Below are 12,222 nucleotides of genomic sequence, written 5' to 3' on the forward strand. Positions count from 1 at the left end.
AAGTGGCTAATCGTTGTCGTTCCGACAACTGCCAATGTTCCGGTGATTTGAGAGGAACGCCTTCGGGTAATCACATGCCAATGCCATCATAACCTGAGAGATGGCGCTTTCGGGCGGTTCAAACCTGTTTAACCTTTGAAAACAGGAACCTGATCTACAGGTTAAGGTCCATTTCACCAACTCAGCCAGTCGGCAAATTTTGCTGACATCCCTGCGGGAAACACTTCCCGTAAGGGAAAGATGTTTCTCCGCAACCTGTTTAGTTTTTACTCCGGAGAAATCATCATGACTGCAACCACCAATACCCCTGCTTCAAATAGCTCTGCATCTGCTAATCAGAAAAAAGAGTTTTTCAACCTCAACGTCAGCGGTATCGGATATCTCAATTCGATACGTCGTGTTCAGGGACCCAATGGCGAATTCACCTGCGCCGTTATTAATGCTCTGACCGGCCCTACTGATAATGCGTCCTATACCCGCTTCGATGTCACAGTCGCTGGCGCGGATACCACCAAACTCATTAATCGCTGTCAAAAAGCCGTTGATGAAGAAGAAAAAGTGCTGATTGGCTTCGTGCTAAGCGGACTCAAAGCCGATGTGTTTACCCTTCAGTCGGGTGATCATGCTGGTGAAAGCCGTCCTTCCCTTAAGGCCCGCCTGATCAAGGTGGAGTTCATCAAGAAAGGTCAGGACGTAGTCTATCAGGCACCCAATGCTTCCCAGACGCCAGAATCCGGCTCATCGGCTCAGAAAGAGTACGATCCGAATTCGTTCTAAGCGTTACGGACACACCACCGGAACATCCCGGTGGTCGTGTTTCTCACCCCATATTTCTGAGAGGAAAACATTATGTCCGCACGCGGCGTCAACAAAGTTATTCTGGTCGGTCATCTCGGTCAGGACCCTGAAGTTCGTTACATGCCAGATGGCAAAGCGGTGACCGGCTTAAGCCTGGCCACTTCTGAAACCTGGCGTGATAAACAGACCGGTGAAAACCGGGAAATTACCGAATGGCATCGCGTCGTGCTGTTTGGCAAGCTGGCTGAAGTTGCCGGTGAATACCTTCGTAAGGGGTCACAGGTGTATATCGAAGGTCAGCTACGCACCCGTAAATGGACGGATAACAGCGGCACCGATCGCTGGACTACCGAAGTCGTTGTGGGAATAAACGGAACGATGCAGATGCTGGGCGGAGGCCGTAACAATGGCACCAACACCAGTGGAAACAATGCGCAGTCAGGTCAGCAGAGTGCATGGGGCCAGCCTCAGCAACCTCAGCAGCCTCAGTCAGCGCCACAGAATCCGGCGAATGAGCCACCAATGGATTTTGACGATGACATACCGTTCCTCGGACACGGTTATGGCATATGCCGGAAAGCCATTTACGCCATTTCGTAATGGATTCATATAATTATGACCTAAAGTGCGCCGGTTCAGTCTGGCGATTTTTTCTTCTATAATGATGTTCATTAATCAGGAATGTCACTGGAGATCTACCATGAACACACGATACGAAGCTGATGTTGTTGCCTGGGCTCAGGAGCAGGCAGCTTTACTGCGTGCCGGTCGGTTCTCTGAGATTGATATTGCTAATATCGCCGAGGAGATCGAGGACGTGGGCAAAAGCGAAAAGCGGGAACTTGCCAGTCGTATGGCCGTTCTGCTGGCGCATCTTCTCAAATGGAAGTTTCAGCCGGGCCGCCGAGGTTCCAGCTGGCAGCGAACCATCAAAGAACAAAGAAAAGCACTGGCATTACACATCAAAGGCACACCCAGCCTGAAAACTGCGCTCTCTGATCCTGACTGGATAGCTGCTGTATGGGCCGATGCTGTATCTTCTGCAACTCAGGAAACGCAACTTGACGTCTTTCCCGAGGACTGTATCTGGGATATGGAACAAATTCTGTCTCAGGAATTTTATCCTGAATGAGTAACCACTATGCCAGACAAGAAAGCGCCTTCGGGCGCTTTTTTTATCCAATGCAACCTGAAACAGCGGGAAAATTGAGAACCCCTTTGGTACGTAAAACTTGCTTTTATGGACCGAAGAGGTTGCCCCGGAGGGGATTATTTCTGTAAAGCCGTTACCTCTGTAACCTTGAACGAGTCAGGGTGCAGTTCAATGCTGTTGAAGCTGGCGTTAATAACAAATTTCTGACCAGGCTCAATGTTACTGACAAAGTCTCCCGCCTGACCGATAACCACATCATCTTTAAGCAGGTTGATTTTGATGATTACATTTGCGAGGGTCTTTGAACTGGTATTTTGGCCCAGCCCCTGAATTATTTGTAATCCGTTTTGTGTGCTCTGAAAATGCAGATTACTTAACTGTACGTTATCGTTGCCTGCAGCCGTTGCTCCGGCGACCAGTGCTAAGTAAAGGTAAACACCGTAAATGCTTTTTTTCATGTCATCCTCATTTTGACTGTTTTGATAAAGTGACTGAATGCCACTTTTCTTCTATCGGTTTGCAAAACTTAATTCTTTAATCCGCAGACATAGTTTCGCATTGTCCGTTTTTCCTCCACCGCGAGAATAGCACTTCTGACTAAGACTATTCCTGGGGTGAATCCTGATGGCAGTACCTTCAAGACGCGCGGCAACGGGAGCCGGACTGCTTACCTGCTCTGTCATGCTGGCCAGCTGCAGCAACCCGGCCTCTGACGCAGCGCCATTAATCAATGGCCGTTATCAGCAGCCTGCCCGCTTCGATGACATTTACCGAAATCGTTCCCCTGAAGTGGTGCGCTACGACCGTTACACGCTCGTCAGCACACGCCCAGATGATGCGCAGCGCGATCCGCTTAATCAGATAATCGATATCACTATGCCTGCTCAGCTGGTTAACTCAGTGGGAGAAGGATTTCGTTATCTCCTGCTGGAATCCGGCTATTCACTGTGCTCAGCCACTTCTTCAGCATTTTCAGAACTGCTTAGCCGCCCCCTTCCTGCCGTACAGCGCGATATCGGCCCTGTGAAACTGAGCGAAGCCCTGCAGGTGCTGGCCGGTCCAGCCTGGCGCCTGAAGGTGGATGAAGTGAACCGTGAAATCTGCTTTGAGCTGCGTGACCAGTTTCGTAGTTTTGCTATCACCCAGACGTTGCCGATCTCGCGCGCGCCACAGGCTGTAAATGTGAATCGTCCGGTTGTGACGCAGCCTGTTCAGCCCCCGGTGGTGACAGGAAAAGGCAATACCGTCTCACGCAATCCTTTTACCGGTGACACCATCAGCGTCAATGCCCCGGCCACCGTCCCGGAAACGTCGCTCAAACCGCAGAATCTCGCAGTTCCGTCTCCGGTGCTGACGGCGGCGAACGTGTCGGCACCACAGAAAATCCCTTCGGTGGCCCCGGTAAAAAGCAAACCGGTGTCATCCCCTGCTGCGACTCATGCACCTGATCGAAGAACAGCGCTGTCGCAGAAACCCACTGTGGCCGCAGCGCGCCCGGCGACCGCCCTGCAGACTACAGTGAACGGCACCTCACCGTCGGCACCGGTCAGCCCCGTTACAACGCTGCCGCCGGCTCCTCCCGTCAGCAGCCATGCCTCATCTTCTTATGCGCCGGGTACGCCAGTTGCTGCGCTTCCCGTCGGGCAGACCTGGCGGGCGGAACCGGGTTCGACCCTGAAAGAGACGCTGACCAGCTGGGCTTCGAAAGCACAGTGCAGTAATGGCGGCAACTGGGTGGTTATCTGGCCCGTGACGCTTGATTACCGCATCGATGCGCCGCTGGTTTTCCACGGCAACTTTGAGTCGGTCATGGTTCAGGTTTTTGACCTCTACCGCAAAGCCGAAAAACCCCTTTTCGCTGAAGCCAATCGTATTCAGTGCCTGATTTCCGTTAGCGATACGCCAGCGGGAGGAGGTCGCTGAGATGGGGTTTGCGCTGCCCATACTCATGTTCTGTCTGGTCATTTCGCTGATGGCGGGTGATGCGCAGCGCCATTCTGCTGAACACATCCGGCTTTCAATGCAGCAGACCCTGCCGGATCGGCTTGCCGGCGACATGCTGCGCACCGCGGACGCGGTAAATAACTGGCGCTACGGAAAAGCGGTGGCTGATGGTCCGGTATCACTTGCTCAGACAGGTATGGTGCCGCTCCCGGACAATCGCATTAAGACCGTTATCAAGGGGGGGCGCCTCTGGATATGGGTGCCTGAAACTGACGGTGTTTTTGTCGCGCTGCGTGCGAGGTCCATGACCTCAGCGCTGGCCCTGACCGTCAGCGGTGGCCGTCTGCGCATGGCGGATGGCACCGATATGAATCTCTCTCTGCCGTCCGGCGTATCGGAGGGCAGCATTGTTTACCTTAACTAACATCACCAGGGGGCTGCGGATGCCGCGTTTACCTTTCTGCCTGACAGCGCTGGCCGCCGCGTTTGTGCTGTCATCATGTTCGCTGAGTGAAATCAGCAAAATGGATAAGGAAGCCACAGGTCAGGCTGAAACGGCACAGCGGGTGCTGCAGAGCCGCCAGGCTTTATCTCAGCCTACCGTTGTCTGGTCTGATAAACCCTGGGTGAACCTGCAGCCGGTTGCACCGGTCGTGTCCACGCCGGATGAAAAGAAACTGCCTTCCTGTCAGATAACGATTAACCGGCCGGAAGGGATTTCACTGCCGGAGCTGGGTCAGCGCATCACCGCGCTTTGTGGCATCCGGGTGTCGATCACCCCCGATGCTTATGCAGCGCTGAGCAATGTCACAACCGGAGGTGTGGTCACCTCCCCGATGAGCGGTGCGTTGCCAGCACCCGATGATAACGGTCGTGTGCCGCTTTCACAGATCGGCGCTTCTGCAGGGCAGGCCGCGCCTGTTCAGCAAAGCACCATGATTGCGCGTGGCCTTAAGTTCCAGGGGGATGTCCGCGATCTTCTTGATATTGAAGCCAGCGGATACGGCCTGTCCTGGCGAAGTGACAGCAGCGGCGTGTATTTCTATCTTCAGGATACCCGCACTTTTCAGCTGGTTATCCTGAATACAAAGGTTAACAGCAGCGCCTCGATCAATTCCGGCTCAGGCAATCAGCTGGGCAGCGGCGGCGGGACGACCGGCGGTACGACAGGCGATATCAGCTCTAATCAGAAAACTGATTACGGCATGAACAGCGACCTTTACGATGATATTCGTAAAACGGTTGAGCAGATGGTGACCCCAAAATCCGGGCGATTCTGGCTTTCGGCCGCCACCGGCACGCTGAGCGTGACGGATACACCTGACGTGCTTAACCGCATCGGTCGCTATATCGAGTATCAGAACAAGGTTCTGAGCCGTCAGGTACAGCTCAATATTCAGATTGTCAGCGTCAGCCAGACACGCAACGAGCAGCTGGGCCTTGACTGGGGGCTGGTTTATAAATCCCTCCATAACTTTGGCGCCAGCCTGACAGGGTCAATGGCCAATGCCTCCACATCAGCCGCCAGCGCCGGTATCTCAATCCTCGATACGGCCACAGGTAATGCGGCTAAATTCTCCGGATCAAGCCTGCTTATTAAAGCTCTTTCCGAGCAGGGTAATGTCAGCATGGCACTGAACCAGACTGACCCTACAGCCAACCTGACGCCGGTGGCGTATCAGCTTTCAAGCCAGAAAGGCATCCTGTCCAGTTCCAGCACAACCGCAACGGCGAACGTGGGCGTCACCTCATCGATGACGACGACGACCATTACCACCGGCCTGTTCATGACCATGCTGCCGTTCATTCAGGAAAACGGCGACGTGCAGCTGCAGTTCGCCTTCAGCTATACCAGCCCGCCGCAGATTGAGAAATTCCTCAGCGCTGACGGCAATACCCGTAACGATCTGCCGACAACGTCAACCGAAGGGCTGGCCCGAAAGGTCAATCTGCGCTCTGGTCAGACGCTGGTGCTGACCGGTTCGGAACAGCAGAACCTTTCTGCAGACAAACAGGGCACCCTTACGCCAAACAACTTCATTCTGGGCGGCGGCCAGACAGGCTCCCGCGGCCGCACGACGCTCGTCATCATGATCACCCCTGTTCTGCTGAGGTAAACCATGTCAGTACTAAAAAAAATGAGCCTCCGGGCCGGCATCCGTTTGACGCATCAGCGGCGGGACTGGATGGCAGGTCTTCACTGGGAGCCGCAGCGTAATGCGTTAAGTACCCGGTTTCGCAGTAAAGCGTCGCCTGATACGCATTATGCCGCTGCCGGCAGAGGAAATGCTTCAATGCGCGGCCTGGTTTCCCCGGGGCGCGTGCGCCGCAGCCAGCACGCGCTGGCCGTGGCATTCCTGCTGGCCGAGGGCGGAAATGCCTGGGGTATTTACCGCCTGAGTCACACCGAGGATTCGTGGGTCTTTTTCGCGGCTATCGGCGGGCAGTTATCCGTCATGGGCGATGTGACCGGCTCCCGCGCCATGATTGAACAGTCGGCGGCAAACTTCCTGCGTTTTAATGATGCTGATTCGCCGCGTTTACGCTGTGCCGCAACGGCAGACGACAAACTGCACGCCGGCACACTGACCGACAGACTCAGCCGGGCGCAGGTAAAACGCTGCCGGCTTCATAAGCGCGTGACCGCCCTGTCGGTCATTATCCCGGCAGCCGCCGTCAGCCTCGCGGTGGCCTGTGGCGTTTACTGGTTCGATGCGGCATCGGAAAAGGCTGAACAGGCCGCTGCAATGGCAGCGTTTCGCGCCCGCATGGCATTGACGAAAGAAAAGCCGGCTGAACCCGCACGCGCACCGCACCCGTGGGCCTCACTGCCTCCTGTTTCAGTGCTGCTAAGCAACTGCTGGCTCACGCGTGAGCCCGTATTCGCATCCGTTGCCGGCTGGCGCTTTACCGATGGGGAATGCGTCCCGGAGGGCCTGCGCCTGCGCTTTGTTGCCACCCCGGGTGCAACGGTCGAGGATTTCTCCCGCCGCGCCCGTGAGCTGCTCGGTCACTCAGCCGTCTTCAATCTGCAGGAAGGCGGTAAAAACGGTGATGTTTTCATTCCCTTTAACCATACCCCCCGACCGGGTTCACTGACGAAGCTCTGCCCGGTGCTGATGCTCAGCTTATGCGCTTTATATCCCATCTGCAGCGCCGCAATCTCGACGTGAAATTTACCGAGGTGAAGCCGCCGCCGGTCGCGCCGGGTGAGGAAAAAATTACCCTATACAGGACTGGCGGGAATTTAACTTTTCTGTCAGCTCACGTCTGCAGCCCGAGCGACTGTTGCAGGATTTTGATGCCACGGGGCTTCGCCTCAGCAGCCTTTCGATCACCATGAGCCCGCAGGGGCAGTTCGACTACACCATGAAGGGGAGCATCTATGCGCAGAATTAATCCCGCCCTGCCTGGGCTGCTTCTGTCCGCTCTGCTCTGCGGACCCGCGCCTGCGGCCACTGCCGGCGATGTGCTGCCGCCGAATGTCACACTCGGGGAGCTGGAAGCCGCGCAGGCCCGCAATCTGATTCTGGAGCAGAAAGTGCAGACGGCCCGGCTGGAGCAGCAGCTGCGGGAAAGTCAGTCCGGACAGAGTGCTGACCGGAATTATCTGGCCACCGCCAGCCAGCCGGCCATGCCGGTTATGGCGCAGCCTGCCCCCTCTCAGCAGACCGCGTCTGCCGGCACGGAGAAGCGCGTCGGCAGCGTTCGCCTGCAGGAAATTTACGGGCGTGGTAATCAGTTACGCGCGCGCATTGTCCTGCCTGACGGCGGGGTAACGGAGGTGGTAAAAGGCGACCAAATCCCGGGCACGGCTAAACGCGTCACTGAGGTAACGTCAACGCTTGTGCGCCTCAGCGACAATTCTGAACTCTCCTTCTGAGGCCACGATGACTCCTGATAAAGAGATAATGGATTTTGTGTTCGCCGAGCTGCATGCCACCGGTGGCGTAACACTGTTAATCGACGGCAACCGTCGTAAAGAAGCGGCCATACAACGCTGGGTGATGGACGTCACCCGGGCGCATCCCACGGCAAAAACCGAGTTTGTGACGCTGAGCGAGCTGAACCGCCGGCGTGAAGTGGCGGAGCAGCGCGGCCTGAGCCTGTCTCAGAGCGTCAGCGAGGGCGATCTGGACAAGCGCGACATCAGCGTATCGCAGGATAAGGTCATCAGCTATATGAGGCTCGGTCACGAGTTCAATGCCTCTGATATTCATATGGAAATCAGCAGTGACCGCAGGATTTCCATCGTCCAGCTGCGTATTCATGGCGAGCTGGAGGTCGTGGATGAAGTGAAAGATGTGGAGGGGATGACGCTGGCCTCTACCTCATATCTTTCCATGTGCGACGTGCGCGAACAGTCATTTTTTTCCGGTCGCGAGCAGTCAGGACGCATAGATGCAAAGTTTGCCCGCCGCGCCGGTCTTTATGGCGCGCGATACGAGCATCGTCCAACGCCCGACGGGCTGATAGTGGTTATGCGTCTTATTCCGGACGACGGTGACAACATACCGACGCTGCCGCAGCTGGGTTTTCTGCCGGAGCAGATAAAGCTCATTATGCAGATCCTTCGCCTTCCGGAAGGCATGGTGCTGCTCACCGGGCCCACCGGCTCGGGCAAAAGCGCCACGCTGCGCGTGTTCAGTGACATCTGGCTTGAACTGACGGGCGGTAAAAAGCGCCTGCTGACGCTGGAAAATCCGCCTGAGGGTCGGATTCCGGGTGCCATACAGACGGCAGTCATGCCTGCCGATAACTCGCCGGAGGCCATCAGCCGCGCCTGGACTAACGCCAATGCCTCCGCGCTGCGTCTCGATCCTGATGCCATTCTGAACGGCGAGATGCGTGACCTGCACTCCCTTATCGCCGGCATTTACGCCAGTGAAACCGGGCACGCGCTGTTCTCCACCCTGCACACGCAGAGCCCCATTGGCTCCCTGCGTCGTATGGAGCACTTCGGTATTGACCGCCACCTTCTCGCAGATGCCGCACTCATCACCGGCTTAATAGGCCAGCGTCTGGTGCCGCTGCTGTGCGAACACTGCCGGGTGCCGTGGGAGAAAAAAGCCCCGGAGCTGGACGCTGATACGCGGGAACGCCTTGAACGGTACTGCACTGTTGAGGGCTTCTGCGATACCAGCAAACTCTTTTTCCGCAATCACGAAGGCTGCCCCCACTGTCAGAAAACGGTGCCGCTGACCGGACGCATCATCAGCCGGGGTGTGACCGGGCGCACGGCCATTGCCGAAGTGATACGGACCGATGCCCGCCTGATGCAGCTCTGGCTGTCACACGGCCCGGCCGTTGCCCGTCAGTACTGGGTCAATCAGGGCGGTATTACCCGCCGCATGCACCTGATGAGATACCTGGCTGAGGGGCGTGTTGACCCGCTGGAAGGCGATCTTATCTGTCCGCTGGATGAAGATTCGGTGATGGAGTGCGAGGTACCCGATGGCATCCGCTGATCGCTTCACCCCTGACAGGCATATGTCGATAGCAGAAAACCTGCGCTACCGCCTGGTCAGGGCAACATTCACCGGCCAGTACCGCCAGCCGTTTTACGAGACCCTGCGCTTTCTGCTGGAAAACCGCAAACAGCTCAAAGAGGCCCTGACCATGATTGGCGAGGTGCACACCGACTTTGGCAGCCGCTGGCATCCTTACCACGAGCTGGTTCAGGACTGTCTTGAAGGGGTGAACGATAACCGCCCCGGTCGCGCGCTGCAGGACGTGCTGGCCGCCTGGGCACCTTATGAAGAGGCCGCACTTATCAGCGCCGGAATGGAAACCGGCAATATTCCCGGCGCCCTGATGCAGGCGGATAAACTCATTGTGGCTCGTCGTCGCATTCTCGGCCAGGTGGTATTCGCCTCCGTATTTCCGATCGTGCTGGTATTGCTGGGGACGGGGTTGCTGCTGGCCAACAACCTGGCGCTGGTCCCCACCCTGAGCAAAATGTCCGATCCCGCAGGCTGGACTGGCGCACTCGGATTTATGAATGGCGTTGCGCAGTGGAGCGGCCGCTGGGGACTGACTGCTGCCGGCGCGGCCGCAGCACTTGTTGCGCTGGCGTTCTGGTCCCTGCCCCGATGGCGGGGGCGACTGCGTCGTTTCGCTGATTACCTCATGCCCTGGTCAGTTTACAAAGACCTGCAGGGGGCTGTGTTCCTGATGAATATCGGGGCGCTGCTGGGCGCCGGTGTGCAGGAGCTTAAGTCGCTGCAGATCCTTAACGGATTCGCTCCGCCCTGGCTGCAGGAGCGCATCGAGGGCGCGATGGACTGCATGAGCGAGGGTGATTCTCTGGGCCGCGCAATGCGCAACAGCGGATATGACTTCCCCAGCCGTGAGGCGGTGAACTACCTCTCTCTTCTCGATAAAGGCAACAGTGCAGCATCGCTGATCACCAACTATGCCGATCGCTGGCTGGAGCAGGCGCTGGCGCGCGTTGCCCGCCGCGCGAACGTTACCAAGCTCTTTTCTCTCGTCCTGATTATGAGTTTCTTCTTACTCATACTGCTGATGGTGATGCAGATTCAGGATATGAACACCTTCAGCACACATTAAGGAAACATCATGTCATCAAATGCATTCCTGCAACATCATCGCCAGCCTGATCGCGGCTGGGGCGTTCTTGAGCATGGCGCCATTGCACTGCTCACCATCGTTGTTATCTGTATCGTGGGTGCATGGATCTGGAGCCTGTGGGGTAAAAAGTCCGTAGGCGTGGAGGTATCCAATCTTCAGTTTATCGTGACCAATGCTCAGCAGCTTAAGCAGACTCAGGGAGGGTACAACTTTACCAGCAGCACCACGATGACCGGCACCCTGATCCAGCAGGGTGGCGCGCCGAAAGCTGGCTGGACCATTCAGGGAACGTCAAGCTCCGGCACGGCGACGATGTGGAACAGCTATGGTGGCCAGGTCGTGATAGCACCGGTGGCGACCAACGGGTTCAATAACGGATTTTCCGTTACGACACAGAAAGTACCGCAGGCAGACTGCATTTCTATTGCCACCCAGCTCGGTTCCGGCGGTGCATTCAGCGCAATCAGCATTAACAGCACGGATTTCAGCGACGGCATTGTCAGCGCGGAAGCGGCAGGAAAGTCCTGCACGGCTGACAGTGGCACGACCGGGAATAACACGCTCGTCTTTACGCACAACGGCTGATGACATGCTGCGCCTGTCCACGGTTCTGTTCCTGATATTGCTTTGCCCCCGTGCGGGGGCGTTTTGCTTTGACGCAGCGGGTGCGAAGTACCATCTCGATCCGCTCCTGCTTAAAGCCATCGCTACGGGCGAGAGCAGCCTCCGGCCGGCAATAACGAATATTAACCGGGATAAAAAAACCGGGCGGGCGCTCAGCACGGACTATGGGCTGATGCAGATCAATTCCTCACATATTCCGGGGCTGATCGCGCAGGGGGTCATCAGCGGTCCACAGGATTTGCTGACGCGCCCCTGCCTCAATGTGCAAATCGGCACCTGGATACTTGCGAGACATTTTCAGGTCTGTGGCTACAGCTGGAACTGTCTCGGCTCGTATAACGCCGGGTTCAGAAAAGACCGCCATGAAACGCGCGAGTCCTATGCCAACCGCATATATGCCATTTACCGCCAGCTTTTACTGAAAGAACGGGGAATTAAACTGTGACGCTGCTGACGCTGAGCATGCCGTGGCCAATGCTTATCATCATTTTTCCGCTTGGCTTGTGCCTGTTCTGTTTTATGGCGAACCTGGTTCGCCTCAGCTATCTGACCACCGATGATGGAAAAGAATGGCTGGCCATTATTTTAAATCCTGCCCCCGCCGGCATTACCTGGCTTTTTGCTGCAGCGGCAACCTGCATCGTACTGTCACCGGCCCCGGCTCTGGATCGGCTGATGGCGCTGTTGTTCAGCCTTTTTCTCTTCAGGATGACGCTCATCGATGCGCTCACCGGATTTCTGCCCCGTTATATGACGGTGAGCTGCCTGATTGCCGGTCTGGCTGGTGCTCTGGCTGCCCCCGGCTTCTGGGGGCATGCATTCTCTGCCGCGACGGCGCTGGGGTTATTCGGGCTCTGGCGCTACGTCACCGAAAGAGTCTCTGCGCGAGAATGCCTGGGGCTTGGCGACGTCTGGCTGGCCGGCGCTGTTGCGGCCTGGCTCGGTGGTTGTGAGGGGCTTTATGCACTGCTCACCGGCGTCATTTTATTTGTGCTCTGGCAGCTTCTGGTTCGCCGCGTCCAGCAGGGAGGTCCTATGGGGCCCTGGCTCTGCGCCGGCGCGATGCTGACCGCGCTTATCAAACTTTATCAGCCACTCATTACATGGTGATG

General features: G+C 56.6%; 15 protein-coding genes. 14 read left to right on the forward strand and 1 reads right to left on the reverse strand.

The window, feature by feature from the left end:
* The first annotated feature begins 285 nt into the window (after positions 1–285).
* From AC6I8P_RS15720 to AC6I8P_RS15730, 3 genes are all read left to right on the forward strand, one after another.
* Entirely contained in the window at positions 286–777 is a 492-nt protein-coding gene (locus AC6I8P_RS15720; RefSeq protein WP_058770118.1) for an STY4534 family ICE replication protein, read from the forward strand.
* 72 nt (positions 778–849) lie between these two features.
* Positions 850–1,398, forward strand: coding sequence for a single-stranded DNA-binding protein (locus AC6I8P_RS15725; protein WP_104187908.1), 549 nt, complete (start codon positions 850–852; stop codon positions 1,396–1,398).
* A 100-nt stretch (positions 1,399–1,498) separates the two neighbouring features.
* Positions 1,499–1,930 carry a DUF29 domain-containing protein gene (locus tag AC6I8P_RS15730; protein ID WP_498030733.1) on the forward strand — a complete coding sequence of 144 codons (432 nt, stop codon included), beginning with the start codon at positions 1,499–1,501 and terminating at the stop codon, positions 1,928–1,930.
* 137 nt (positions 1,931–2,067) lie between these two features.
* Here AC6I8P_RS15730 and AC6I8P_RS15735 read toward each other — a convergent pair whose 3' ends face one another.
* Positions 2,068–2,409 carry an FxLYD domain-containing protein gene (locus tag AC6I8P_RS15735; protein WP_267411422.1) on the reverse strand — a complete coding sequence of 114 codons (342 nt, stop codon included), beginning with the start codon at positions 2,407–2,409 and terminating at the stop codon, positions 2,068–2,070.
* A gap of 166 nt (positions 2,410–2,575) precedes the next feature.
* Here AC6I8P_RS15735 and pilL2 point away from each other — a divergent pair, with 166 nt between their 5' ends.
* The 11 genes from pilL2 to AC6I8P_RS15790 all read left to right on the forward strand — a co-directional run bounded on the left by pilL2 (position 2,576) and on the right by AC6I8P_RS15790 (position 12,220).
* Positions 2,576–3,874: a PFGI-1 class ICE element type IV pilus protein PilL2 gene (gene pilL2, locus AC6I8P_RS15740; protein WP_498030734.1), complete on the forward strand. Its 1,299-nt coding sequence runs from the start codon at positions 2,576–2,578 to the stop codon at positions 3,872–3,874.
* Position 3,875: 1 nt separating this feature from the next.
* Positions 3,876–4,319: a type IV pilus biogenesis protein PilM gene (pilM, locus tag AC6I8P_RS15745; protein WP_498030735.1), complete on the forward strand. Its 444-nt coding sequence runs from the start codon at positions 3,876–3,878 to the stop codon at positions 4,317–4,319.
* A gap of 19 nt (positions 4,320–4,338) precedes the next feature.
* Positions 4,339–6,012 (forward strand): PilN family type IVB pilus formation outer membrane protein, encoded by a 1,674-nt coding sequence (gene pilN, locus AC6I8P_RS15750; RefSeq protein WP_267411426.1) that lies wholly within the window; start codon positions 4,339–4,341, stop codon positions 6,010–6,012.
* Positions 6,013–6,081: 69 nt separating this feature from the next.
* Positions 6,082–7,068 carry a type 4b pilus protein PilO2 gene (gene pilO2 / locus AC6I8P_RS15755; RefSeq protein ID WP_498031172.1) on the forward strand — a complete coding sequence of 329 codons (987 nt, stop codon included), beginning with the start codon at positions 6,082–6,084 and terminating at the stop codon, positions 7,066–7,068.
* 112 nt (positions 7,069–7,180) lie between these two features.
* Positions 7,181–7,294 (forward strand): hypothetical protein, encoded by a 114-nt coding sequence (locus tag AC6I8P_RS15760; protein WP_498031173.1) that lies wholly within the window; start codon positions 7,181–7,183, stop codon positions 7,292–7,294.
* A complete protein-coding gene (gene pilP / locus AC6I8P_RS15765; RefSeq protein ID WP_498030736.1) occupies positions 7,281–7,778 on the forward strand; it encodes a type IV pilus biogenesis protein PilP in 498 nt (165 codons plus the stop codon). Before AC6I8P_RS15760 ends, pilP begins: the two co-directional genes overlap by 14 nt.
* A gap of 7 nt (positions 7,779–7,785) precedes the next feature.
* Complete coding sequence (locus AC6I8P_RS15770; RefSeq protein ID WP_498030737.1) at positions 7,786–9,363, forward strand: GspE/PulE family protein; 1,578 nt, start codon at positions 7,786–7,788, stop codon at positions 9,361–9,363.
* The gene (locus tag AC6I8P_RS15775; protein WP_498030738.1) at positions 9,350–10,465 is read left to right on the forward strand and encodes a type II secretion system F family protein; all 1,116 of its coding nucleotides are present in this window, start codon (positions 9,350–9,352) and stop codon (positions 10,463–10,465) included. The genes AC6I8P_RS15770 and AC6I8P_RS15775 overlap by 14 nt, the downstream gene beginning before the upstream one ends.
* 9 nt (positions 10,466–10,474) lie before the next feature.
* Positions 10,475–11,071, forward strand: a complete 597-nt coding sequence (locus tag AC6I8P_RS15780; protein WP_498030739.1) for a type 4 pilus major pilin — start codon at positions 10,475–10,477, stop codon at positions 11,069–11,071.
* Positions 11,072–11,075: 4 nt separating this feature from the next.
* Positions 11,076–11,555 (forward strand): lytic transglycosylase domain-containing protein, encoded by a 480-nt coding sequence (locus AC6I8P_RS15785; protein ID WP_058770081.1) that lies wholly within the window; start codon positions 11,076–11,078, stop codon positions 11,553–11,555.
* Positions 11,552–12,220 carry a prepilin peptidase gene (locus AC6I8P_RS15790; protein ID WP_498030740.1) on the forward strand — a complete coding sequence of 223 codons (669 nt, stop codon included), beginning with the start codon at positions 11,552–11,554 and terminating at the stop codon, positions 12,218–12,220. Before AC6I8P_RS15785 ends, AC6I8P_RS15790 begins: the two co-directional genes overlap by 4 nt.
* The last annotated feature ends 2 nt before the right edge of the window (positions 12,221–12,222 follow it).

Source organism: gamma proteobacterium symbiont of Lampromicra miyakona (genome assembly GCF_059730895.1).